This window comes from Pseudomonas sp. TE12508, from assembly GCF_056279485.1.
The window spans coordinates 60,188-85,859 of the sequence record NZ_JBWCCN010000015.1; the positions used below are offsets into that span (position 1 = coordinate 60,188).

Here is a 25,672-nt window from a genome sequence, read left to right on the forward strand (position 1 = left end):
GTTTTAGGAAGGTAGCTCGATCAGTCGATCATATATCGGTGATGAATGTTAATACACGCCGAGAATAGGCTAGGTAAATTATCAACGCTGTTCTAGCATCGATTGCATGACCTGAACAACCTCCCTTTAGAAGGTAGCTGCCCATGGATTTCGCTTATTCGCCCAAAGTGCAAGAACTGCGTGAGCGCGTGACCGCGTTCATGGACACCTACGTTTATCCCGCTGAAGCGGTGTTCGAACGCCAGGTCGCCGAGGGCGATCGCTGGCAGCCGACAGCGATCATGGAAGAACTCAAACTCAAGGCCAAAGCTGAAGGCCTGTGGAATTTGTTTCTGCCTGAATCCGAACTCGGCGCCGGCCTGACCAACCTCGAATACGCGCCATTGGCGGAAATCATGGGCCGCTCGCTGCTGGGCCCTGAGCCGTTCAACTGCTCTGCGCCGGACACCGGCAACATGGAAGTGCTGGTGCGTTACGCCAATGAAGAACAGAAGCAACGCTGGCTCGAACCGCTGTTGCGCGGCGAGATCCGCTCCGCGTTCGCCATGACTGAGCCGGACGTGGCCTCGTCTGATGCCACCAACATGGCCGCCCGCGCTGTGCGTGATGGCGACGAATGGGTGATCAACGGCAAGAAATGGTGGACCTCTGGCGCCTGCGATCCACGCTGTAAGATCCTGATCTTCATGGGCCTGAGCAATCCGGATGCGCCGCGCCATGCGCAGCACTCGATGATTCTGGTGCCGGTGGATACCCCAGGCGTGAAGATTGTGCGTCCGCTGCCGGTGTTCGGTTACGACGATGCGCCTCACGGCCACGCCGAAGTACTGTTCGAAAACGTCCGGGTGCCGTACGAAAATGTCCTGTTGGGTGAAGGACGCGGCTTCGAAATTGCTCAGGGTCGCCTCGGCCCGGGCCGGATTCACCACTGCATGCGTTCGATCGGCATGGCCGAGCGTGCGTTGGAGCTGATGTGCAAACGTGCAGTCAACCGCACTGCGTTCGGCAAACCCCTCGCGCGTCTGGGCGGTAACATCGACAAAATCGCCGACTCACGGATGGAGATCGACATGGCGCGCCTGCTGACGTTGAAAGCGGCGTACATGATGGATACCGTCGGCAACAAGGTGGCGAAGAGCGAAATCGCGCAGATCAAAGTCGTGGCGCCGAACGTGGCATTGCGGGTGATCGACCGGGCGATCCAGATCCATGGCGGGGCAGGGGTTTCCAACGATTTCCCGCTGGCCTACATGTATGCCATGCAACGCACCCTGCGCCTGGCCGACGGCCCGGACGAAGTGCACCGCGCGGCGATCGGCAAGTTCGAGATCGGCAAATATGTGCCGAAGGAAATGATGCGTAGCGGTCAATAAGACTGGTGGGCTCTTGTGGCGAGGGAGCTTGCTCCCGCTGGGGCGCGAAGCGGCCCTAAAATACGGCAATCCGATTGTTTCAGATGTATCGGGTCGCCTGGTTTTACGACTGCTTCGCAGCCGAGCGGGAGCAAGCTCCCTCGCCACAGTTGTTCGCACTCCGTTTCAATACACCCAAACCTCAACCCGCCGATTCTTGATCCGTCCCTCATCCCCGCTGTTGTTCGCCACGGGCATCTCGGCGCCGAAACCGCGAATCTCGCGAAACACCACGCCGCTTTTCACCAGTTCTCGCCGCACCGCCATGGCCCGCAGTTTCGACAGCAGGTCCGCCCGCGCCGGATCGCTCTTGGCGTCGCCAAACCCTACCAGCGTCACTTGCCGATTGGTTTTGTCGTGCTGCTTTATATAGTCGAGCACCCGCGACAGGTCTTGTCGGGCCTTGTTGTCCAGCGTCGCGCTACCTTCTTCAAAACGAAAGTTCACCGTCAGCCGCTGGGCATGACGGCTGAGTGCCTGATAACCCTCGGGCATCAACACATTCGGCGTGACCGCCATGGCCTGAACAGTCTGTGCGATAAAGCCATTGGCTGCGACGATCGCCTGGCCTTTGCTGCTTTGCGCGAACTTCACCAAGGCCTTGGCCCAGGGATTTTTCCCATTCGGCGGCAGGTAAAAGAACAGCCGACGGGATAGCGGGTAATCTTCCGTCGCGATCAGGCTATTGACCGGCAGCATGGCCTGGGAGTCGCCATCGACAATCGCTACGGCTTTGGCCTGGCGCACATAAGGCAAGCCGATGAAGCCGATGCCTTGCGGGTCGAGACTGACGGCATCCGACAATTGCTCGCTGGATTCGAAGCGTTTCGCGTTGCTGCTCAGGGTTTTCCCACGCGGGCTGAGGACCAGTTCCTTGAGCGTGTCATAGGTGCCCGATTGATCATCCCGCGCGTACAGATGGATCGTCCCACCGCTGCTGCCGAGTGCTTCCCAGGTTTTCGCTTCGCCGCTGAAGATTCGCGCCAGTTGTTCGGTGTTGAGTTGCTTCAGCGGATTGTGCGGATGAAGGATGATTGCCAGCCCGTCGATGGCGATGACTTGCTCGGCAATCGGGCTTTTCAGGTCACCCAGCAGCTCAAGATCCAGCCGTTCGTTGTCCTTGATCGGGCGCGACGAAGCCGCGAGATCGGCAGAGGTGATTCTCAGGGCTTTGAACCCGGTGCTGGAACCATGGGCCGCGACCTCCACCTCGACTCGGCGTCCCTGAACGGTTTCGCCGACGATGCGTTGTTCGTTGGCTTTGTCCGGGGCTTCGCGGTGAACCTTGAGCAGGCCCTGTTCACGCATCAAGCCCTCGACCAGCGCCGGGCCCAATGCTGCGCCAATGGTGTTGGAGCCTTGAATGCGCAACACCGGCCCACGTTCGGACGTCGGCAAGTCGCCGGCCGACGCCGGCAGCACAGCGCCGAGCAGTAACAGGAACAACACGCGCAGCGTCATGCCGGTACCTAATGAAGCCAAAGAAAGTGCCGGGAGAATAAGTCAGTAAGGTTTCTGAACGATGACAGTGATCGTTCCCACGCTCTGCGTGGGAACGCCGCCGGGGACGCTCCGCGTTCCGCTCTTGATGTGACGCAGAGCGTCACGGGATGCATTCCCACGCAGAGCGTGGGAATGATCAGCAACGCCGCCGGATCAGCTCAACTCAAGCCAGATCGGTGCGTGGTCGGAGGGTTTTTCCATCCCGCGCAAGTCGTAATCCACGCCGGCATCCTTCACGCGCGGCAACAATCCATGGGATGCCATAATCAAGTCAATCCGCAGCCCACGCTTGGGTTCATCTTCAAAACCGCGGCTGCGGTAGTCGAACCAGCTGAAACGGTCGGCAACGTCCGGGTTCAGGTGACGGAAGCTGTCCACCAGGCCCCAATTCTTCAAGCGGGCCATCCATTCGCGTTCTTCCGGCAGGAAGCTGCATTTGCCGGTTTTCAGCCAGCGTTTCATGTTGTCCGGGCCGATGCCGATGTCGCAGTCTTCCGGGGAAATGTTCACATCGCCCATCACCACAATCGGCTGGTCGTTGCTGAACTGGCTTTCCAGCAACTGCTGCAAATCGTTGTAGAAACGTTCCTTGGCCGGGAATTTGGTGGGGTGATCGCGGCTTTCGCCCTGTGGGAAATAGCCGTTCATGATGGTTACCGGCACGCCATTGGCGTCGGCGAACGTGCCCCAGATGAAGCGCCGCTGAGCGTCGTCTTCATCGGTAGCGAAACCTTTGTACAGCGCAATTGGCTCCTGGCGCGAGAGCAGGGCCACGCCGTAGTGGCCTTTTTGCCCATGGAAATGCACGTGATAACCCAGTGCCTGAACCTCGGCCAGGGGAAACTGGTCGTCGTGAACCTTGGTTTCCTGCAGGCCGATCACGTCCGGTTGATGTTTCTCAATCAGCGCCGCCAGCTGATGCGGGCGAGCGCGCAGCCCGTTGATGTTGAAGGAGACGATCTTCATGGTCGGCAGTCCTGGCAAAAGTGCGATGCTAGCTGACATGTAGGAATGGGGCCAGCCTTGGGGTGAGGCGATTCGTTGTGTTCTGTCAGAGATGTGTTGGCAGATCGGGCCTCTTCGCGGGCAAGCCCGCTCCCACAGTATCCGTGTCGCACACAAGATCTGTGAACGCCACTGAAACTGTGGGAGCGGGCTTGCCCGCGAAGGCGTCAGCCCGGTCGATGAAGATCCCGGCTTGGTCTATACCTGTGTGGGGAACTGTGAAGCCACCCAAAGGCTCGTACCAATAAGAACGCGGCCTTCTGAGCCGCGCCCAGGGGAGAACTACCGTTATGCCCGAAACCTCGACCGCCATCGCCGACATTCACATGCTCGACAGCGGCTATTCCCGCGAAGCACGCTCCTTGTTGTATCAGGCGTACCGGCACGAGCCGACGTTCGGCTACCTGTTCGAAGCCGAACGCCCCGGTTATGAACAGCGAGTACGGGCCACGGTGCGCGAACTGGTCAAGCAACACTTTCTTCAGGAGTTGCCAGCCATCGGCCTGCTAGTGAATGACCGCTTGATCGGCATCGCCCTGATCGCACCGCCACAACGCCGCCTGGGCATTACCGAAAGCTGGGCCTGGCGTCTGCGGATGGTACTCAGCACCGGGTTTCGCTGTACCCGACGCTACCTCGATTACCACGCCGCCGTGATGGCGTGCGTGCCGTCCGACTCGGTGCACGTTTTGCCATTACTGGGGGTTCATCCGCAATTCCAGGGCAAGCACTTCGGCGAACAATTGCTGCAAGCGGTCCATAACTGGTGCGCGGTCGATGAGCACTCACAGGGTGTGATCCTCGACACCGGGAATCCTCGTTATCTGGAGTTCTATAAGCGACAGGGCTATGAGGAAATCGGCGAAGTAGCAGTAGGACCGATTCTTGAACACGTGTTTTTCCACGCGAATCCGCAGGTGTTACAAACGGCAACGGCATAACAGTAGAACTTTCACGGCAGGTCAGGCTCTATCAGGCCCCCAGGCTCGTGATAGCATCCGCGCTATGAAGTTTTCCGGAAGATTTACCAGTGGCGTGCTGATGCTGATCTCCAGCTGCGCGGCGCTGGCGCAAAGTGAATTGGATGTACGGATCAAACCATCCAACGATGAACTGAAAGCCAATATAGAAGGCTATATCGGTAGCCTCGGCGATCGCGATGAAGAAGCTTTGCTGCGCTTCAGTCGCGGCGCCGAAGAACAGGCGCGCAAGGCCGCCCAGGCCTTGGGTTATTACCAGCCGCAAATCGACAGCGACGTGAAGGGCGGCAAGACGCCGCGCCTGGTGCTGAACATCGACCCCGGTGAGCCGATCCATTTGCGCAACGTCACGGTGCGCATCGACGGTCCGGCGGCCTCCTTCAAATCCTTTCGTGTACCGAAAAGCGACCTGCTCAAACCCGGCGCAGTGCTTAACCATGGCCGTTACGAAGACGCCAAGCGGCTGATCCAGAACCAGGCCTCGCGCTACGGCTTTTTCAGTGGGCGCTTCACCCGCCAGAAACTGTTGGTGGACCCGAGGGCTGGCGTCGCCGACATCGAATTGATCTACGACAGCGGCCCACGCTATGCGCTGGGCAAGGTCAGTTTTGAAGGCGACACGCCGTTCGACGAAGACCTGCTGCAACGCATGGTGCCGTTCAAGGCCGGTGCACCCTATGACTCCGAACTGATCGCCGAACTCAATCAGGCGCTGCAATCGAGCGGTTATTTCGAGGGCGTGCGTGTGGACGCGGCGCCGACCGCGTCCAAGGACGACGTGATCCCGGTGGCGGTCAAACTGGAAACCCGCAAGCCACGGACCATGGGTCTTGGCCTGGGCTTTTCCACCGACGTCGGTCCACGGGTCAAAGCTAACTGGACCCGTCATTGGGTCAATCCTCAAGGGCATAGTTACGGCTGGGAGGCGGAGATTTCGGCGCCACGGCAGAACGTCGGGCTGTTTTACGACGTTCCGCTGGACCCACCGTTGACCGACAAACTGCGCTTTGCCGGTGGTTATCAATATGAAGAAATCGCTGGCACCGATACCCTCAGCAAACTGCTGACCCTCGGCCCCGAATGGCACAGCAAGTTGCCCAGCGGCTGGCAGCGGGTGGTATCACTCAAATGGCAGCGCGAGGAATACCAACTCGGTGACGATTCGGGGCTTAGCACCCTGCTAATGCCCGGCGTGAGCTATTCGTACCTGAAAAGTGACAACCGCATCGATCCGCACAACGGCTATCGCCTGCAATTCGAAACCAAAGTCGCCAAGGAAGGATTGGGTTCGGACACCAACCTGGTCTACGGCACGGCGCTGGTCAAAGGCTTGACCACGGTCTTCGACAAACACCGCTTGCTCGGTCGGGTGCAGGTCGGCGGCAGCGCCACCAACGGCTACAAATCGGTGCCGCCGTCCTTGCGCTTCTTCGCCGGTGGCGATCAGAGCGTGCGCGGTTACGACTACCAGAGCCTGTCTCCGGAAAACTCCGATGGCGACCGTATCGGTGGCCGCTACATGGTGGCCGGCAGCGTCGAGTATCAATACTCCATCGCCGAAAAATGGCGGGTCGCGACCTTCATCGACCAGGGCAACTCCTTCAACACACTCGAATTGCCGAACCTCAAAACCGGGGTCGGTATTGGTGTGCGCTGGGTTTCGCCGGTGGGGCCAATTCGCCTTGACCTGGCCCACGCGATGGACGACGACGGCGGCATTCGATTGCACTTTTCCATGGGGCCTGAGCTGTGAAGCGTGGTTTGAAAATAACGCTGCTGGCGATTCCGGCGCTGCTGATGCTGATGGTGCTGACACTGGTGACCGTGCTGGGCACTCCGACGGGCAGTCGCTGGGCGCTCGGGTTTGTGCCGGGTTTGACCGTGGAGAATTTCCAGGGCCGTTTGGGTGGGCAGTGGAGCGCCGATCATCTGGAGTGGCAGAAGGACAGCAGCCGGGTTGAGCTGAACAAAGCGATTTTCGCCTGGTCGCCGCTGTGCCTGATGCGCATGACGTTGTGCATTGAGCAATTGCAGGCCGAGCAGGTCAGCCTGCAATTCCCGCCGGGTGTGGAAGAGGAAAGCAGCGGGCCGATCAGTCTCCCGGACTTGAAATTGCCGCTGGCCATCGAATTGGGCGACGTCAAAATCGGCCGTCTGCTGTTCAACGGCAGTGAAGAGCTCAAGGGCCTGCAACTGGCGGCGCACTGGACCGAGAAGGGTTTGCAGATCGACTCGGTGCACTTGCAGCGTGACGAACTGAGCCTGAACCTGTCCGGCCTGCTGCAACCCAGCGGCAACTGGCCGCTGACCGCTGAAGGCAAACTGACCTTGCCGGCGCCGGGTACCGAACCATGGGCACTGGCCCTGAAGGTCGACGGCGATCTGCTGAAAACCCTGAACCTGAAAGCCGACAGCAGCGGCTACCTGAACGGCCAACTCACTGGCGAGCTGCAACCGCTGGTGGAAAACCTTCCGGCCAAAGTGCGCATCACCGCTGACGGCTTCAAGGCCAGCGCTGATCTACCGGACACCCTGCAACTCAATCAACTGGAACTCACCGGCGACGGCGACCTGAAAAACGGCTACCAGTTGCTCGGCAAAGCCACGCTGCCCGCAGAGCAAGGCCCGGTTGCGCTGTTGCTGCAAGGCAAGGTCGACGCCAAGGGCGCGCAGATCGCTGGCCTCGACCTGACGGCCAACGACAAACAGAGCCTCAAACTCACCGGGCAAGTGGACTGGAGCAAAGGCTTGAGTGCTGAAGCGAAAATCGACTGGCTGGATTTCCCGTGGCATCGCCTCTATCCGCTGATCGACGAGCCGCAAGTGGCGCTGCGCAGCTTCAACGGTGAAGTCTCCTACACCGACGGCAACTACATCGGTAACTTCAAAGCCGCACTGGATGGCCCGGCCGGGGCGTTCAGCCTGAACAGCCCGTTCAGCGGCAACCTAACCCAAATCCACCTGCCGCAATTCAAGCTTGAAGCCGGGCAGGGCAAGGCCGAAGGGCACCTGAATCTGCAGTTCGCCGACGGTATCGCCTGGGATACTGCGCTGGACCTCTCGGCAATCAACCCGGCGTACTGGCTCGCGGAGCTACCGGGCACGTTGGCCGGTCCCTTGCGCAGCAAAGGTGAGATGAAGAATGAAACGCTCAGCCTGACCGCCGACCTGGACCTGAAAGGCAAGCTGCGCGGGCAACCGGCGGTGATCCAGGCCAAGGCCGATGGCGCCGGCGAGCAGTGGAACCTCAATACCTTGCAGATTCGCCTCGGCGACAACAGCATCAACGGCAAAGGCAGCCTGCAACAGAAACTTGCCGGGCAGATCGACATTAAAATGCCGCGCCTGGCCCAGCTCTGGCCGCAACTGCGTGGTCAGCTCAATGGCCGGGTCGATGTCGCCGGCACGCTCAAGGCGCCTCAAGGCAAGCTGGGTCTGCAAGGCACGCAACTGGCGTTCGAAGACAATCGCCTGCAAAGCCTCAATCTGGACGCCACCCTCGACAGCGCCCAGCGGGCGAAAATCGACCTCAAGGGCAGCGGCATTCAGACTGGCGACACGTCACTGGGCACATTGACCGCCAGCGGTCAGGGTGACATCAAAAACCAGAAACTGGCCCTCGACCTGCAAGGACCAAAGCTGAAGCTGGCGCTTGGTCTCGACGGTGCGCTGGACAAGGGCAATTGGCGCGGGCGTCTGGCCAGTGGCGATATCCAGGCCGGCGGTCAGGACTGGAAACTGCAAAATCCGGCGAAGCTTGAGCGACTGGCGGACGGCAAGATCAACTTCGGCGCCCATTGCTGGATGTCCGGCCCGGCTAGCCTGTGCGGCGAAGACCAGCGCTTGATGCCCGAGCCAAAACTGCGTTACCACCTCAAGCAGTTCCCCATCGACAGCCTCGCGCAGTGGTTGCCGAAGGATTTTGCCTGGAAGGGCAAGCTCAACGCCGACCTGCAACTGGACTTGCCGGCCAGCGGCCCGAACGGCCTGGTCAGCATCGACGCCAGTGGCGGCACGTTGCGTATGCGCGAGAAGGAACAATGGCTGGACTTCCCGTACCAGACCCTGAAACTCACCAGCAAACTCACGCCAAAACGCATCGATACCGACCTCAACTTTGTCGGTGGCAAGCTCGGTGAACTGATGGTTCAGGCGCAGATCAATCCGCTACCGAAGAACAAACCGTTGACCGGTTCATTCCGCCTCAGTGGTCTGGACTTGTCGGTGGCGCGTCCGTTTGTGCCGATGGTCGAGAAACTCACCGGGCATTTGAGCGGCAGCGGCACATTGTCCGGCGGACTGCTGGCGCCGCTGGTCAATGGCAACCTTGAGCTGCGCGACGGTGAAATCTCCGGGCCTGAGTTGCCGATGGCGCTCGAAGCCTTGCAACTTCAAGCCGTGATTGCCGGCGAAACCGTGCAACTGAACGGCGGCTGGAAAAGCGGCAAGAGCGGGCAGGGCAGCCTCAATGGCAACATCGCCTGGGGGCAGGCGCTGGTGGTGGACCTGGCGCTCAAGGGCTCGCAGTTGCCGGTCACTGTCGAGCCCTACGCCGCGCTGGAAGTCGCGCCGGACCTGAAGATTTCCATGAAGGACGACAGACTGGCAATCGTCGGCAAAGTGCTGGTGCCCAAGGGCGAAATCACCGTGCGCGAGCTGCCGCCGTCCACGGTCAAGGTCTCCGATGACACGGTGATCGTCGGTCAGCAGACCGAAGAGGGCAAACCGCCAATGGCCATGGCGATGGACATCGATGTGGTGGTGGGGCAGGACAAACTCAGCTTTGCCGGGTTCGGCCTGACCGCCAACCTGCAAGGTCAGGTGCACATCGGCGACAACATGGACACCCGTGGTGAGCTGTGGCTCAACGACGGGCGTTATCGCGCCTACGGTCAGCGACTGACGGTGCGCCGGGCGCGCCTGTTATTTGCAGGTCCCATCGATCAGCCGTATCTGGACATCGAAGCGATTCGCCAGACCGATGATGTCATCGCCGGCATTCGCCTGAGTGGCAGCGCCGAGCAGCCGACCACGCAGATCTTTTCCGAACCGGCGATGAGTCAGGAGCAGGCATTGTCCTATCTGGTGCTGGGGCGTCCGCTGAGCACCACCGGTGAAGACAACAACATGCTCGCCCAGGCTGCCCTCGGGTTGGGTTTGATGGGCAGTTCGGGGGTGACCAGCGGCTTGGCCAAGGACCTGGGCATTCAAGACTTCCAGCTCGATACCCAAGGCAGCGGCGCCAACACCGCCGTGGTGGCCAGCGGCAACATCTCGGAAAAACTCAGCCTGCGTTATGGCGTCGGGGTGTTCGAACCGGCCAACACCATCGCCTTGCGCTACAAACTGAGCAAAAAGGTCTACCTCGAAGCCGCCAGCGGCGTGGCCAGTTCGCTGGACATCTTCTACAAGCGGGATTTCTAACCCCCAACCTGATCATTCCCACGCTCCGCGTGGGAATGCAGCCCGGGACGCTCCGCGTCCCTTCCCAAGCCGAACGCAGAGCGTCCGTTGAGGCATTCCCACGCAGAGCGTGGGAACGATCAGCGGTGCACCATTTATCAACTAAATAGAAAGCAACCTAACTATTGCGTTGACATTCTCTGCCTAGGCAGTAACATCTCGACATACATTCTCTGCCTAGGCAGCTAATCGGTGGTCAGATGAAACATTTCACCTCATACGATTTCCATAATTGCCATCTCGGCCTTTTGCTCGGGCGCGCCGCGCTGCTCAAGGACCGGATCATCGACACACACATGGAACCCCACGGCATCACCGCCGCGCAGTTCAAAGTGCTGATCATCATGGCCCAGTTCGGCGTCGATACCCCGGCCGAGCTGTGCCGTCACCTGTCGCTGGACAGCGGTTCGATGACCCGCATGCTCGATCGTCTGGAACAGAAAGGTTTCCTCGCCCGCCAACGCTCTGAGGCAGATCGGCGTCAGGTTCAGCTGGTGCTGACCGAACAGGGCCAACAGCTGACCGACCAGCTGCCGCAGATCGGCGCCGACGCGATGAATGAACTGGCCGGCGCCATCACCCCGGAAGAATTGAAAACCCTGGAACAGATCCTGAAGAAAATTCTGGTAGCCGCGGGTGACTCGATCACCCTGCTGCGGGTAGGTGGCCATGAACAGTAAAAGCCTGCGCAGCGGACTGAGCCTGGTGCTGTTGGCCATGAGCCTCGCCGGTTGCGCCAGTTACAGCGGCCTGACCACCGAAGGTGTCAGCCTCGATGCGAAAAATCTAAAGGCCGGGCAGTCCCTCAACGGCGTGACGCTGTCGCCCGCCGCGTGGCCAAAAAGCGACTGGTGGAAAAGCCTCGGCGATCCGCAGCTCGACGGCCTGATCCGCGAAGCCCTGCACGACAGCCCCGACATGCAAATCGCCGATGCCCGGGCCCATCAGGCCAGCGCCGCTGCCTATGCCGCCGACGCTGCGCGGATGCCGACCCTCGATGCCAGCGCCGGCGTCAGCCGTTCGCGTCTGGCTCGCGATCAGGACCCGAGCGGGCAGGGCGGCACCTACTCCACCGTGCGTAACGTTGGGGCCAGTTTCAATTACAACTTCGACCTTTGGGGCGGTCAGCGCGACGCCTGGGAAGCCGCATTGGGCCAGGCCCGTGCCGCCGAAGTCGATCAGCAGGCCGCGCAGCTGACCTTGTCCGCCGATGTCGCCCGCGCCTACAGCGATCTGGGGCAGGCGCACATCATCCATGACCTGGCCAGCGAAGACCTCAAGCGCACCCAACAAATGCTCGACCTCAGCCAGCGTCGCCTGAGCTCGGGGATCGACAGCCAGTACCAGTTCCAGCAGACCGAAAGCCTGGAAGCCAGCGCCGAAGCCAGCCTGATCGACGCCGAGAAACGCCTGCAAAGCGCGAAAATCGCCTTGGCGGTGCTGCTGGGCAAAGGCCCGGATCGCGGCAATGAAATCGCCCGACCGAAAGTTCTCCAGGCCAGCGCCGTGGCGTTGCCGTCGGTGCTGCCGGCGGAGTTGCTCGGTCGTCGCCCGGACCTGGTGGCGGCACGCTGGCGGGTTGAAGCCGCGAGCAAAAACATCGCGGCGGGCAATACTCAGTTTTACCCCAACCTCAACCTGAGCGCGGCGGCCGGTGTCGAATCATTGCTGGGCGATGCGATGTTCGGTTCGGCGAGTCGTTTCTTCAACGTCGCGCCGACGATCTCGGTGCCGATTTTCGACGGTGGCCGCCTGCGTGCCGACCTCGATTCCCGCGACGCCGATTACGACCTCGCGGTGGCGCAGTACAACAAAAGCCTGGTGAAAGCCCTGGGTGATGTCAGCGACACCATCAATCAGTTACGCGATATCGGCCGGCAAATCGGCGCCCAGCAGCACGCCACCGACATTGCCCAGGATTCTTACAACACCGTGGTCCAGCGCTACGGTTCCGGCATCGGTAACTACCTGGATGTGCTCAGCATCGAGCAGCAATTGCTCCAGGCCCAGCGTCAACTGGCCAACCTGAATGCCGAGCAGATCGACCTGTCGATTCAACTGATGCAAGCGCTGGGCGGCGGCTTCCAGGGCGAAACCCTGACCGCAGCCAACGCAACCCCAGCCACGCAGCACAACTAATTCAAGGGACCCGTCATGGCCACTGTCGATACATCCCAAGCCTCTGACAACGCTCAAGACACGAGCAATCCACGCAAGCGCAAAGTGATGCTGTTTGCACTGACCATCGTGGTGATCCTCGCCGGGCTCGGCGTGTGGGGTTATCAAGAGTTTTACGGTCGCTGGAATGAAAGCACCGACGACGCCTATGTGAACGGCAACGTGGTGGAAATCACCCCGCTGGTCACTGGCACCGTGGTCAGCATCGGCGCCGATGATGGCGACCTGGTTCACGAAGGCCAGGTATTGGTCAACTTTGACCCGAACGACGCCGAAGTCGGTCTGCAAAGTGCCCAGGCCAATCTGGCCCGCACCGTGCGCGAGGTGCGCGGTTTGTACAGCAATGTCGACGGCATGAAAGCCCAGGTCAATGCGCAACAGGCCGAAGTGCAAAAGGCCCAGGACAACTTCAATCGGCGGAAAAACCTCGCCGCCGGCGGGGCGATTTCCCAGGAAGAACTGTCCCACGCCCGTGATGACCTGACCTCGGCGCAGAACGCCCTGGCCAACGCCAAACAACAACTCATGACCACCAGCGCGCTGGTCGATGACACCGTGGTGTCGTCGCACCCGGACGTGATGTCCGCCGCCGCGCAATTGCGTCAGGCGTACCTGACCCATGCCCGTAGCACCTTGATCGCGCCGGTCACCGGTTACGTGGCCAAACGCAGCGTGCAACTGGGCCAGCGGGTCCAGCCGGGCACCGCGCTGATGGCGGTGATCCCGTTGGATCAGCTGTGGATCGACGCCAACTTCAAGGAAACCCAACTGCGTGACATGCGCATCGGTCAGCCGGTGGACATCGAGGCCGACCTCTACGGCAGCGACGTCAAATACAGCGGCACCATCGACAGCCTCGGTGCCGGGACCGGCAGTGCGTTTGCCTTGCTGCCGGCGCAGAACGCCACCGGTAACTGGATCAAGATCGTCCAGCGGGTGCCGGTGCGGATTCACATCAATGCCGAAGAGCTGGCCAGGCACCCATTGCGGGTTGGCCTGTCGACTCAGGTCGATGTGAACCTGCGTGACCAGAGCGGTCCGGTGCTGGCCCAACAATCGCCGCAAAAGGCCTCTTTCAGCACCGGCATCTACGACCGTCAGTTGGCCGAGGCCGATGCGATGATCACCCAGTTGATCCATGACAACAGCGCCGCGGTCAGCAAAACCGCGAACCGCTGATTGGTCATCACACCGACCCTGTGGGAGTGAGCTTTTGTGGTGAGGGAGCTTGCTCCCGCTGGGTCGCGAAGCGACCCCAAAAACTCTGCGACTGCTTCGCAGCCGAGCGGGAGCAAGCTCCCTCGCCACAAAGGCTCGCTCCCACAAGGTCAGCTGCGTCTGTAACAGGCGCAGCGCCAATCAGGTTTCAAAGGATTTGCGATGAGCAATAACGCGTCTTTCACGCCGCCCAGCCTACTGCTCAGTACCATCGGCCTGTCGCTGGCGACCTTCATGCAGGTGCTCGACACCACCATCGCCAACGTGGCCTTGCCGACGATTTCCGGCAACCTGGGCGTGAGTTCGGAGCAGGGCACCTGGGTCATTACCTCGTTTGCCGTGAGCAACGCCATTGCGCTGCCGCTGACCGGTTGGCTCAGCCGGCGTTTTGGTGAGGTGAAGCTGTTTCTCTGGGCGACAATGCTGTTCGTGCTGGCCTCGTTTCTCTGTGGCATCTCAACCTCGATGCCAGAGCTGATCGGCTTTCGGGTGCTTCAAGGCCTGGTGGCCGGTCCCTTGTACCCGATGACCCAGACGCTGCTGATTGCAGTCTATCCGCCCGCCAGGCGAGGCATGGCCCTGGCGTTGCTGGCGATGGTCACGGTGGTGGCGCCGATTGCAGGGCCGATCCTCGGCGGCTGGATCACCGACAGCTACAGCTGGCCGTGGATTTTCTTTATCAACGTACCGATCGGAGTTTTCGCGGTGATGGTGGTGCGCCAGCAACTCAAGGCGCGGCCGGTGGTGACCAGTTACCAGCCAATGGATTACGTCGGTTTGATCACCTTGATCATCGGTGTCGGCGCGTTGCAGGTGATCCTCGACAAGGGCAATGATCTGGACTGGTTCGAATCGAACTTCATCATCGTCGGCGCGGCTATTTCAGTGATTGCGCTGGCGGTGTTCGTGATCTGGGAAATGACTGACAAACACCCGGTGGTCAACCTGCGGCTGTTCGCTTACCGCAACTTCCGTATCGGCACCATCGTGCTGGTGGGCGGTTATGCCGGGTTTTTCGGCATCAACCTGATCCTGCCACAATGGCTGCAAACCCAAATGGGCTACACCGCCACCTGGGCCGGATTGGCGGTGGCGCCGATCGGTATTTTGCCGGTGCTGCTGTCGCCGTTTGTCGGCAAGTACGCGCACAAGTTCGACCTGCGACTATTGGCCGGTGGCGCGTTCCTGTGCATCGGTTTGAGTTGCTTCATGCGCGCCGGGTTTACCAACGAAGTGGACTTCCAGCACATCGCGCTGGTGCAATTGTTCATGGGCATTGGCGTGGCGCTGTTCTTCATGCCGACCCTGAGCATTTTGATGTCGGACTTGCCGCCGAGCCAGATTGCCGACGGCGCAGGCCTTGCGACCTTCCTGCGGACCCTGGGCGGTAGTTTTGCGGCATCGTTGACCACCTGGATCTGGATTCGCCGCGCCGATCAACACCATGCATATTTGAGTGAAAGCATTACCACGTATGAGCCGGCGACCCGGGAGGCGTTGAACACGCTCGGCGGGGCGGGTAACCCGGCTTACGCGCAACTGGATCATGTGCTGACCAGCCAGGCGTACATGCTCTCCACCGTGGATTACTTCACGTTGCTCGGGTGGGCGTTCATGGGGTTGATTCTGCTGGTGTGGCTGGCGAAACCGCCATTTGCGGCGAAAGCGGGCCCGGCTGCCTCCGGTCATTGAGCCCAGAAGATCGTTCCCACGCTCCGCGTGGGAATGCAGCCCGGGACGCTCCGCGTCCCATTCAAAGCCGAACGCAGAGCGTCCGTTGAGGCATTCCCACGCAGAGCGTGGGAATGATCGGGTCGATTAGGCAGAAGGGGCTGCCAGTTGTGGCGGCGGGGTGAAATCAAACGGCGCCAACGCAAACCCTTGCTCATCCACCTGCAACGCCCAACCCTGACGATCCCAATCCCCCAACACAATGCGTTTGGCTGCTTGCTCGCCAATCTGCAACTTGTGGATGGCCGGGCGATGGGTGTGGCCGTGGATCAAGGTCTTCACGCCGTACTGCTGCATGACCCGTGGCACTTCTTCCGGCGTGACATCGACAATGTCATTAGCCTTCATCCGCGTTTGCGCGCGGCTTTCGCTGCGCAGCTTGCGCGCCAGCTTATGGCGAGTGCGCAAGGGCAGATTTCGCAGGATGAACCGGGTGATCGGGTTGCGCAGGTAGCGCCGCAGCTTCATATACGCTTCGTCGCGAGTGCAGAGACTGTCGCCGTGCATCAATAGCACTGGCTCGCCGTAGAACTGCACGACACTCGGGTCTTTCAACAACGTGCAGCCGGCCTGTTTGCAGAAAGCCTGGCCGAGCATGAAGTCGCGATTGCCGTGCATCAGAAAAATGGCCGTGCCGCTGTCGCTGAGGTCGCGCAGGGCCTGGCAGATGGAACGCTGGAACGGCGTCATGGCATCGTCGCCAATCCACGCCTCGAAAAAGTCGCCCAGAATGTACAACGCACTCGCTGAGCGGGCACGTCTAGCGAGCAAATCCAGAAACGCCCGGGTAATGTCCGGGCGCTCCTCTTCCAGATGCAAGTCTGAAATCAGCAGTATCACTCAATGATCTCGGCTTTCTCGATGATCACGTCTTCTGCTGGTACGTCCTGGTGGCCGGCTTTGGAAGTCGTGGCCACGCCTTTGATCTTGTCGACCACGTCGGTGCCTTCGACTACTTTGGCGAATACGGCGTAGCCCCAGCCCTGAGTGGTTTTGCCACTGTGGTTGAGGAAGCTGTTGTCAGCCACGTTGATGAAGAACTGGGCGGAAGCCGAATGCGGCTCCATGGTGCGGGCCATGGCCACGCTATATTTCACGTTCGGCAGGCCGTTGTCGGCTTCGTTCTGGATGCTTGGGCGCTTGTCTTTCTTTTCTTTCATGCCTGGCTCGAAACCGCCGCCCTGGATCATGAAGTTGCCGATGACACGGTGGAAAACGGTGTTTTCGTAGTGACCGGCTTTGACGTATTCGATGAAGTTGGCCACGGTGATCGGGGCTTTCTCAGCGTTCAGTTCCAGGACGATGTCGCCATGGTTGGTGGTCAGTTTGACTTGGGTCATGATCGGTACTCTTTTTTCTATGAATTCGTGGGTTTCGGGGCGTTCAGGCCCTCAACCAGTCCGGCCAGTGTCGGCCAAGGCAGGCAGTTTAGCGTGCCGGGCGCGAATTTCGAGGCTGTTTTTCATCGCCGGCCGATTAAATGCAACCGATTGCCGGCCTGCTCTGTCAGCCACTTGACAGCATCGGCTATGATAAGCCCCTTTGATTTATAACAGCCGCTTTGATTTGGCCAACTGGCCGCGCACCTGTACGTTCAAGGATCCTATGAGCAAGCCCACTGTCGACCCTACCTCGAATTCCAAGACTGGCCCTGCCGTGCCGGTCAATTTCCTGCGCCCGATCATCCAGGCGGACCTGGACTCGGGTAAGCACACGCAGATCGTCACCCGCTTCCCGCCTGAGCCCAACGGCTACCTGCACATCGGTCACGCCAAGTCGATCTGTGTGAACTTCGGTCTGGCCCAGGAATTCGGCGGCGTCACGCACCTGCGTTTCGACGACACCAACCCGGCCAAGGAAGACCAGGAATACATCGACGCAATCGAAAGCGACGTCAAATGGCTGGGCTTCGAATGGTCCGGTGAAGTGCGCTATGCCTCGCAGTATTTCGACCAGTTGCACGACTGGGCGGTAGAGCTGATCAAGGCCGGCAAGGCCTACGTCGACGACCTGACCCCCGAGCAAGCCAAGGAATACCGTGGCAGCCTGACCGAACCGGGCAAGAACAGCCCGTTCCGTGACCGCTCGGTTGAAGAAAACCTCGACCTGTTCGCCCGCATGAAGGCTGGCGAGTTCAAGGACGGCGCACGCGTGCTGCGGGCCAAGATCGACATGGCCTCGCCGAACATGAACCTGCGCGACCCGATCATGTATCGCATCCGTCATGCCCATCACCACCAGACCGGCGACAAGTGGTGCATCTACCCGAACTACGACTTCACCCACGGCCAGTCGGACGCCCTCGAAGGCATCACCCACTCGATCTGCACCCTGGAGTTCGAAAGCCATCGTCCGCTGTACGAATGGTTCCTCGAGAACCTGCCAGTACCGGCGAAACCGCGTCAGTACGAGTTCAGCCGCCTGAACCTGAACTACACCATCACCAGCAAGCGCAAGCTCAAGCAACTGGTCGATGAAAAGCACGTTCACGGTTGGGACGATCCGCGCATGTCCACGCTGTCGGGTTTCCGCCGCCGTGGCTACACGCCGAAATCGATCCGCAACTTCTGCGAAATGATCGGCACCAACCGTTCCGACGGCGTGGTCGACTTTGGCATGCTTGAATTCAGCATCCGTGACGATCTCGACCACAGCGCCCCACGCGCCATGTGCGTATTGCGTCCGCTGAAAGTCGTGATCACCAACTACCCGGAAGGCCAGGTCGAAAACCTCGAATTGGCGTGCCACCCGAAAGAAGACATGGGCGTGCGCGTTCTGCCGTTCGCCCGTGAGCTCTACATCGACCGTGAAGACTTCATGGAAGAGCCGCCAAAAGGCTACAAGCGCCTGGAGCCGAACGGCGAAGTGCGCCTGCGCGGCAGCTACGTGATCCGTGCCGACGAAGCGATCAAGGACGCCGATGGCAACATCGTCGAACTGCGTTGCTCGTACGATCCGGAAACCCTGGGCAAGAACCCTGAAGGCCGCAAGGTCAAAGGCGTGGTGCATTGGGTGCCGGCTGCGGCCAGCGTCGAGTGCGAAGTGCGTCTGTACGATCGCCTGTTCCGTTCGGCCAACCCTGAAAAGGCCGAAGACAGCGCCAGTTTCCTGGACAACATCAACCCTGACTCGCTGCAAGTTCTCACTGGTTGTCGTGCCGAGCCTTCGCTGGGCAATGCACAGCCGGAAGACCGTTTCCAGTTCGAGCGCGAAGGTTACTTCGTCGCGGATATCAAGGACTCGAAACCGGGCGCTCCGGTATTCAACCGTACCGTGACCTTGCGTGATTCGTGGGGCCAGTGATTCAAGGAACAACATAAAGTGCTAACGATCTACAACACGCTCACCAAGAGCAAAGAAGTTTTCAAGCCGCTGGATGGCAACAATGTGCGCATGTACGTCTGCGGGATGACCGTGTACGACTACTGCCACATTGGCCACGGCCGCAGCATGGTCGCGTTCGACCTGGTGACCCGCTGGTTGCGTTTCAGCGGTTATAACCTGACGTATGTGCGCAACATCACCGATATTGAAGACAAGATCATCAATCGGGCCAAGGAGAACGGCGAGCCGTTCGATGTGTTGACCGAACGCATGATCACCGCGATGCACGAGGACGAGGCGCGCCTCAATATCCTCAAGCCGGACATGGAGCCGCGGGCCACCGATCATATCGCTGGCATGCAGAGCATGATCCAGACCTTGATAGACAAGGGCTACGCCTACGCACCGGGCAATGGCGACGTGTACTACCGCGTCGCCAAGTTCATGGGTTACGGCAAGCTGTCGCGCAAGAAGATCGAAGACCTGCGCATCGGCGCACGGATCGAAGTCGACGAGTCGAAACAGGACCCACTGGACTTCGTGCTGTGGAAAGGCGCCAAGCCGGGCGAGCCGAGCTGGCCTTCGCCGTGGGGCGACGGACGTCCGGGTTGGCACATCGAGTGCTCAGTGATGTCGACTTGCTGCCTCGGCGAGACCTTCGACATTCATGGCGGCGGCAGCGACCTCGAGTTCCCGCACCATGAAAACGAAATCGCCCAGAGCGAAGCGGCCACCGGCAAGACCTACGCCAACGCGTGGATGCATTGCGGCATGATTCGCATCAATGGCGAGAAGATGTCCAAGTCCTTGAACAACTTCTTCACCATTCGCGACGTGCTGGAAAAGTACCACCCGGAAGTCGTGCGTTACCTGCTGGTATCCAGCCACTACCGCAGCGCGATCAACTATTCGGAAGACAACCTCAAGGACGCCAAAGGCGCGCTCGAGCGTTTCTACCATGCGTTGAAAGGCCTGCCGAACGTGGCACCGGCTGGTGGCGAAGCCTTTGTCGAACGTTTCACTCAGGTGATGAACGACGACTTCGGTACCCCGGAAGCCTGTGCGGTGCTGTTCGAGATGGTCCGCGAGATCAACCGTCTGCGCGAGAGCGATCTCGATGCAGCGGCCGGTCTGGCGGCTCGTTTGAAAGAATTGGCGAGCGTGCTGGGTGTGTTGCAGCTTGAAGCCGATGACTTCCTGCAGGCCGGTGCCGAAGGGCGGGTCGATGCGGCTGAGGTCGATGCACTGATCCAGGCTCGTTTGACGGCTCGTGCCAACAAGGACTGGGCCGAATCCGACCGCATCCGCGACCAGCTCACCGCCATGGGTGTGGTGCTGGAAGACGGCAAGGGTGGAACGACCTGGCGTTTGGCTGACTGATGATCGTTCCCACGCTCCGCGTGGGAATGCCTCAACGGACGCTCCGCGTTCGGCTTTTGAAAGGGACGCGGAGCGTCCCGGGCTGCGTTCCCACGCGGAGCGTGGGAACGATCAGTCGCCTGACTGGCGCAATCGCTTGTAAAGGGTGTTGCGACTAACCCCGAGCCTGCGGGCTAAATGGGAAATATTCCCCCCAGCCGCCTGCAACTGCCGATTCAATTCCTCGGCATCATTGAGGTCGACGGTTATCGGCTCCGGCGAATCCACCGGCTCCATCTCCAGATCGACAAAGAAATCATCCGGCAAATGCTCCGGCCGCACCGGTTGTTCCTCGGCCATGGCCAGCGCTACTTGCATCACGCTGCTGACCTGGCGCAAATTCCCCGGCCACGGATGACGGCTGAACAGCTCCATCACTTCACGGCTCAAGCCAGCCCATTGGCTCGGTTCGCGGTGCTGTTCCCACAGCCGTTTGAACAACGCTTCCTTATCGCTGCGTTCCCGTAGCGGCGGCAGTTCAAGGGTCAAACCGCCGATGCGGTAATACAAATCCTCACGAAACCGCCCCAGCTGAACCTGTTCGCGCAACGAGCGGTTGGTCGCTGAAATGATCCGAATGTCCACCGGGAACAACTCGCTGCTGCCCACCGGTTGCACGCAACGCTCTTGCAATACCCGCAACAGCCGGGCTTGGGTCGGCAGCGGCATGTCGCCGATTTCATCGAGGAACAGGGTGCCTTTGTCGGCCTTGCGGATCAGCCCGATGCTGCCTTTCTGATTGGCACCGGTGAACGCGCCTTTCTCATAGCCAAACAGCTCGGACTCCACCAGTTCGGCGGGGATCGCGGCACAGTTGACGGCAATGAACGGTTGTTTGCTGCGTGAACTGGCCTGATGCAGGGCTTTGACGAAGACTTCCTTGCCGACGCCGGTTTCCCCATGGATCAACAGCGGAATGTCTTTTTCCAGCAAACGCTCGGCCTGGCGCACGGCTTTTTCCACGCGGCTATCGCCAAAATGCAGGGTGTTGAGGCTGATCGCGGCGGGCGCTGGCGCCGTGGGTTCAGCACGCTCAGGTTCAGAAAACAGACGAGCCCGAATCGGCGCCTGTTTCGGCCGCTTCAACAGGCACTGGAAACGGTTGCGCCCCGAGGCTTGCAGGGCAAACGGCAGGCCGTCCGGCTGGTTCAGCAGTTCCAGCAAAGAGACTTTGAACAGGCTTTCGACGCTGACCCGCGACAGGCTGATGCCCAGCAGGTTGTCGGCCCGGCGATTGGCGGACAGCACCTGACCGGTCTCATCGAAGATCAGCAACCCGGCCCATTGGCTGTCGAGGTTGTTCAGTCCGGTGTTGAAGGTCAGCTGGAAATGCTGGCCATGGAACAGGTTGAGGATCAGCCGGTTCTCCACGGTCTGGCTCATCATCTTGACCATGCCCAAGGTGTGGGACGGCGGCAGGTAGCTGTCGCTGGACACATCCAGCACCGCGATCACCTTGCGCTCGGCATCGAAAATCGGCGCGGCGGAGCCGGTCATGAAGCGGTTGGCCTTGAGAAAATGCTCATCGTGTTCGATGTGCACCGCCTGCTCGCAGGCCAATGCAGTGCCGATCGCATTGGTCCCGCTGCAACGCTCCATCCAGCTGGCGCCGGCGCTGAAGCCGCGGGTCAGGCTCGGCTCGATGAAACGTTGGGTACCCCAGGACGTCAGCACCTGGCCCTGATTGTCGGCGAGCATGATCAGGCAGTTGGAGTTGCTGAGGATGTTCTCGTAATACGGCAGGACTTCCTGGTGAGTGGTTTGCACCAGTGAGTGCTGGCTCTCCAGCAACTGGGCGATGCCATCGGCCGGCAGTTGATCGAACGCTGGTGCGCTCTGATGATCGAGCCCGAACGCGCGGCAGCGAGACCAGGAGTCCTGGATGATGGCGTCGTGGGAGAGCGGCGGGGCAGGTGCGGCCATGGCAGTCGATCTCTGAGCAAGCTTTTATTGTTTTTATGGGTTTTGCAAAACGTTCAGCGCGCCACAGAGCCTCTTTGGGCCACCGCGATATCACGCCGAAAACAATACCTGTAGGAGCTGCCGCAGGCTGCGATCTTTTGATCTTCGGCGTTTGTACAGACGCTAAAAGTCAAAAGATCGCAGCCTTCGGCAGCTCCTACAGTGGCCGCGTTCATCACGAGATGAATGCGGTGGATCACGCAAAAAGCATCTGTAGAGTGTTGTTCACATTTGTTCATTGTCAATCTTTTAACTGTTCAATTGTTCAGTCGCGGTTGTTCATTTCTGTTCAGCAACGAACGCGGTTTTTCCTCCATTTGAAGGATTTCCAAGCCAGATCAACCGCTTGGAATTTCTGGCACGAATGTCGCTGTAGTGCTCCGGTCGCTTGACTCCAATAATAAAAAGGCCGAGCCATGTCACTAATCCTGGAGCACGTCAGCCGTACCGTCGAGGGTCAAACCTGGATCGACGATGCGTGCCTTAACTTCGAACCCGGATCGTTCAACGTTTTGCTCGGTCGCACGCTGTCCGGCAAAACCAGCCTCATGCGCCTGATGGCAGGTCTGGACAAGCCCGACAGCGGTCGCATCCTGATGAACGGCGTCGACGTCACTCAACGCCCGGTGCGTTTGCGCAACGTGTCGATGGTCTATCAGCAGTTCATCAATTACCCGACCATGACGGTGTTCGAGAACATCGCCTCGCCGCTGCGTCAGTCCGGCGTTTCCAACGAGCTGATCCAGAGCAAAGTGCTGGAAACCGCGAAGATGCTGCGCATCGAGAAATTCCTCCAGCGTTATCCTTTGGAGCTCTCCGGTGGCCAGCAACAGCGCACGGCCATGGCCCGGGCGCTGGTCAAGGATGCCGAGCTGATTCTGTTCGACGAGCCACTGGTCAACCTCGACTACAAGCTGCGCGAAGAGCTACGCCAGGAAATGCGCGAGCTGTTCAAGGCCCGGCACACCATTGCGATTTACGCCACCACGGAACCCAACGAAGCCCTGGCGCTGGGCGGTACAACCACGATTCTTCACGAAGGTCGGGTGATTCAAAGCGGCAAGTCCTCCGAGGTGTATCACCAGCCACAAACCGTGCTGGCGGCGGAATTGTTCTCCGAACCGCCGATCAACCTGATGCCGGGGCGTATCGCCGGTAACGAAGTCAGTTTCGCCAATTTTGTGCACTTTCCGTTGAACGTCGATCTGCGGCCGGTGGGCGAGGGCGAGTTCCGTTTCGGCGTGCGCCCCAGCCACATTTCGCTGGTGCCGAGCAACGACGACGATCTGGAGTTGGCGGTGACCGTCGAGGTGGCCGAGATCAGCGGTTCGGAAACCTTCCTGCACGTGCGCAACGAGTATTTCCTGCTGGTGCTGCACTTGCCGGGTGTTCACGAATACGACGTCGACGCGCCGATTCGCATCTATATCCCGACCCATAAACTGTTTGTGTTCGATATGCAGGGGCGGCTGGTTCAGGCGCCCGGTCGGCGCATTGCGAGGGTTGCCTGATGGCCGAAATCCGTTTGCAGAACCTTGCCCACAGCTACACTCCTACGCCGACTGGCCCTGAGGATTACGCGATCCGCGAGATGGACCACGTCTGGGAGCAGGGCGGCGCGTATGCGCTGCTCGGGCCTTCGGGGTGCGGCAAGTCGACCTTGCTCAACATCATTTCCGGGTTACTCAGCCCGTCCCAGGGCCAAGTACTGTTCGACAGTAAAGTGGTTAACGAACTGACCCCGGAAAAGCGCAACATCGCCCAGGTTTTCCAGTTTCCGGTGGTCTACGACACCATGACGGTGTTCGATAACCTGGCCTTCCCGTTGCGCAATCAGGGCATGGCGGAAGCGAAAATTCACACCAAGGTGCAGGAAATCGCTGAAGTCCTCGATCTCCAGGCACTGCTGTACAAAAAGGCGCGCAACCTTACCGCCGATGAAAAACAGAAAGTCTCCATGGGCCGTGGACTGGTGCGCGATGACGTGTCGGCAATCCTCTTCGATGAACCGCTGACGGTGATCGACCCGCACCTGAAATGGAAACTGCGGCGCAAGCTCAAGCAGATCCACGAGCAGTTCAACATCACCATGGTCTACGTCACCCACGATCAGCTCGAAGCTTCGACCTTCGCTGACAAGATCGCAGTGATGTATGGCGGCCAAATCGTGCAGTTCGGCACGCCACGGGAATTGTTCGAGCGACCGAGCCACACCTTTGTCGGTTATTTCATTGGCAGCCCGGGGATGAACCTGATCGAGGTCCAGCCACAAGCCGGCGGTGTTGGTTTTGCCGGGACTCATTTGCCGTTGTCCGACGCGATGCAGAAACGAATCGCCGAGTCCGAATGGAAAACCCTGAAGGTCGGCATTCGTCCGGAGTTCGTCCATGTGTGGGACGAACCCTTTGATGACGCGATGCAGGCACAGGTCGTACACGTTGAAGACCTGGGGACCTACAAGATCATGACCCTGAACCTGGACGGCGTTCCTTTGAAAGTACGCCTGGCCGAAGACAAACCGGTGCCCGAAGGCACGGCATACATCAGTTTTCCGGCGCAATGGCTGATGGTCTATGCCGATGATTACCTGTTGGAGCTGCTGCCATGAACAAGGTGCAGAACAACAAGGCCTGGTGGCTGGTGTTGCCGGTATTTCTGCTGGTGGCGTTCAGTGCGGTGATCCCGATGATGACCGTGGTCAACTACTCGGTGCAGGACATCTTCGACCAGTCCAGCCGCTACTTCGTCGGCGCCGACTGGTACAAGCAAGTGCTGCTCGACCCTCGGTTGCATGACTCGCTGCTGCGCCAGTTCATCTACTCCGGTTGCGTGTTGCTGATCGAAATTCCGTTGGGCATCGCCATCGCCCTGACCATGCCGACCAAGGGCCGCTGGTCGTCGGTTGTGCTGATTATTCTGGCGATTCCGCTGCTGATCCCGTGGAACGTGGTCGGCACCATCTGGCAGATTTTCGGCCGCGCGGACATTGGTCTGCTCGGCGCCAGCCTCAAGGCCATGGGCCTTAACTACAACTATGCATCCAACACCATGGACGCCTGGGTCACGGTGTTGGTGATGGACGTCTGGCACTGGACGTCGCTGGTTGCGCTGTTGTGTTTCTCCGGTTTACGGGCGATTCCGGACGTGTATTACCAGGCGGCGCGGATTGATCGAGCGTCGGCCTGGGCGGTTTTCCGACACATCCAGTTGCCCAAGCTCAAGAGCGTGCTGCTGATTGCGGTGATGCTGCGGTTCATGGACAGCTTCATGATCTACACCGAGCCGTTTGTGTTGACCGGTGGTGGTCCGGGGAATGCCACGACCTTCCTGAGTCAGACTCTGACCCAAATGGCCGTAGGGCAATTCGACCTCGGCCCGGCGGCTGCATTCTCGCTGGTGTACTTCCTGATCATTCTGTTGGTGTCGTGGCTGTTCTACACCGCCATGACTCACTCTGACGCCAATCGGTGAGGCCCG

Annotated in this window: 18 protein-coding genes; 13 read left to right on the top strand and 5 right to left on the bottom strand. The window is 59.9% G+C overall.

The window, feature by feature from the left end; genetic code table 11:
- The first annotated feature begins 143 nt into the window (after positions 1-143).
- Positions 144-1,373, top strand: coding sequence for an acyl-CoA dehydrogenase (locus ACZ9IM_RS20585; protein ID WP_030130892.1), 1,230 nt, complete (start codon positions 144-146; stop codon positions 1,371-1,373).
- A 165-nt stretch (positions 1,374-1,538) separates the two neighbouring features.
- Here the strand turns inward: ACZ9IM_RS20585 and ACZ9IM_RS20590 are convergent, their stop codons facing one another.
- Together ACZ9IM_RS20590 and xthA are read right to left on the bottom strand one after the other, a co-directional pair.
- A complete protein-coding gene (locus ACZ9IM_RS20590; RefSeq protein ID WP_476224848.1) occupies positions 1,539-2,873 on the bottom strand; it encodes a substrate-binding domain-containing protein in 1,335 nt (444 codons plus the stop codon).
- Positions 2,874-3,068: 195 nt separating this feature from the next.
- Entirely contained in the window at positions 3,069-3,881 is an 813-nt protein-coding gene (gene xthA / locus ACZ9IM_RS20595; protein ID WP_427622699.1) for an exodeoxyribonuclease III, read from the bottom strand.
- Between the two features lie 329 nt (positions 3,882-4,210).
- Here xthA and ACZ9IM_RS20600 point away from each other — a divergent pair, with 329 nt between their 5' ends.
- The 7 genes from ACZ9IM_RS20600 (at position 4,211) to ACZ9IM_RS20630 (ending at position 15,451) form a co-directional block, all read left to right on the top strand.
- Positions 4,211-4,861, top strand: coding sequence for a GNAT family N-acetyltransferase (locus ACZ9IM_RS20600; protein ID WP_476224849.1), 651 nt, complete (start codon positions 4,211-4,213; stop codon positions 4,859-4,861).
- Between the two features lie 64 nt (positions 4,862-4,925).
- The gene (locus ACZ9IM_RS20605) at positions 4,926-6,653 is read left to right on the top strand and encodes an autotransporter assembly complex protein TamA (RefSeq protein WP_476224850.1); all 1,728 of its coding nucleotides are present in this window, start codon (positions 4,926-4,928) and stop codon (positions 6,651-6,653) included.
- Positions 6,650-10,324, top strand: coding sequence for a translocation/assembly module TamB domain-containing protein (locus tag ACZ9IM_RS20610; RefSeq protein WP_476224851.1), 3,675 nt, complete (start codon positions 6,650-6,652; stop codon positions 10,322-10,324). Before ACZ9IM_RS20605 ends, ACZ9IM_RS20610 begins: the two co-directional genes overlap by 4 nt.
- Before the next feature lie 239 nt (positions 10,325-10,563).
- A complete protein-coding gene (locus ACZ9IM_RS20615; RefSeq protein ID WP_007896150.1) occupies positions 10,564-11,043 on the top strand; it encodes a MarR family winged helix-turn-helix transcriptional regulator in 480 nt (159 codons plus the stop codon).
- Positions 11,033-12,502 (top strand): efflux transporter outer membrane subunit, encoded by a 1,470-nt coding sequence (locus ACZ9IM_RS20620; RefSeq protein ID WP_476224852.1) that lies wholly within the window; start codon positions 11,033-11,035, stop codon positions 12,500-12,502. The genes ACZ9IM_RS20615 and ACZ9IM_RS20620 overlap by 11 nt, the downstream gene beginning before the upstream one ends.
- Before the next feature lie 15 nt (positions 12,503-12,517).
- A complete protein-coding gene (locus ACZ9IM_RS20625) occupies positions 12,518-13,720 on the top strand; it encodes an EmrA/EmrK family multidrug efflux transporter periplasmic adaptor subunit (RefSeq protein WP_476224853.1) in 1,203 nt (400 codons plus the stop codon).
- Between the two features lie 201 nt (positions 13,721-13,921).
- Complete coding sequence (locus tag ACZ9IM_RS20630; protein ID WP_427622694.1) at positions 13,922-15,451, top strand: DHA2 family efflux MFS transporter permease subunit; 1,530 nt, start codon at positions 13,922-13,924, stop codon at positions 15,449-15,451.
- A 126-nt stretch (positions 15,452-15,577) separates the two neighbouring features.
- On the opposite strand, the gene lpxH is transcribed toward ACZ9IM_RS20630, so the two are convergent.
- The gene (lpxH, locus tag ACZ9IM_RS20635) at positions 15,578-16,330 is read right to left on the bottom strand and encodes a UDP-2,3-diacylglucosamine diphosphatase (protein ID WP_427622693.1); all 753 of its coding nucleotides are present in this window, start codon (positions 16,328-16,330) and stop codon (positions 15,578-15,580) included.
- Positions 16,327-16,830 carry a peptidylprolyl isomerase gene (locus tag ACZ9IM_RS20640; RefSeq protein WP_007896145.1) on the bottom strand — a complete coding sequence of 168 codons (504 nt, stop codon included), beginning with the start codon at positions 16,828-16,830 and terminating at the stop codon, positions 16,327-16,329. Before ACZ9IM_RS20640 ends, lpxH begins: the two co-directional genes overlap by 4 nt.
- A gap of 265 nt (positions 16,831-17,095) precedes the next feature.
- Here ACZ9IM_RS20640 and ACZ9IM_RS20645 point away from each other — a divergent pair, with 265 nt between their 5' ends.
- Together ACZ9IM_RS20645 and cysS are read left to right on the top strand one after the other, a co-directional pair.
- Positions 17,096-18,793: a glutamine--tRNA ligase/YqeY domain fusion protein gene (locus ACZ9IM_RS20645; RefSeq protein ID WP_427622692.1), complete on the top strand. Its 1,698-nt coding sequence runs from the start codon at positions 17,096-17,098 to the stop codon at positions 18,791-18,793.
- Between the two features lie 18 nt (positions 18,794-18,811).
- Positions 18,812-20,194, top strand: coding sequence for a cysteine--tRNA ligase (gene cysS, locus ACZ9IM_RS20650; protein ID WP_008014309.1), 1,383 nt, complete (start codon positions 18,812-18,814; stop codon positions 20,192-20,194).
- 111 nt (positions 20,195-20,305) lie between these two features.
- Here cysS and ACZ9IM_RS20655 read toward each other — a convergent pair whose 3' ends face one another.
- Complete coding sequence (locus ACZ9IM_RS20655; protein ID WP_476224854.1) at positions 20,306-22,156, bottom strand: sigma-54-dependent Fis family transcriptional regulator; 1,851 nt, start codon at positions 22,154-22,156, stop codon at positions 20,306-20,308.
- Positions 22,157-22,611: 455 nt separating this feature from the next.
- Between ACZ9IM_RS20655 and ACZ9IM_RS20660 the strand changes: the two genes are divergently transcribed.
- The 3 genes from ACZ9IM_RS20660 to ACZ9IM_RS20670 are packed head-to-tail and all read left to right on the top strand — an operon-like array spanning position 22,612 to position 25,666.
- On the top strand, positions 22,612-23,706 hold the full coding sequence (locus ACZ9IM_RS20660; protein ID WP_030130905.1) for an ABC transporter ATP-binding protein: 1,095 nt from the start codon (positions 22,612-22,614) through the stop codon (positions 23,704-23,706).
- Positions 23,706-24,803 carry an ABC transporter ATP-binding protein gene (locus ACZ9IM_RS20665; protein WP_476224855.1) on the top strand — a complete coding sequence of 366 codons (1,098 nt, stop codon included), beginning with the start codon at positions 23,706-23,708 and terminating at the stop codon, positions 24,801-24,803. Before ACZ9IM_RS20660 ends, ACZ9IM_RS20665 begins: the two co-directional genes overlap by 1 nt.
- Positions 24,800-25,666, top strand: a complete 867-nt coding sequence (locus tag ACZ9IM_RS20670) for a carbohydrate ABC transporter permease (RefSeq protein ID WP_008068280.1) — start codon at positions 24,800-24,802, stop codon at positions 25,664-25,666. Before ACZ9IM_RS20665 ends, ACZ9IM_RS20670 begins: the two co-directional genes overlap by 4 nt.
- Positions 25,667-25,672: the final 6 nt, after the last annotated feature.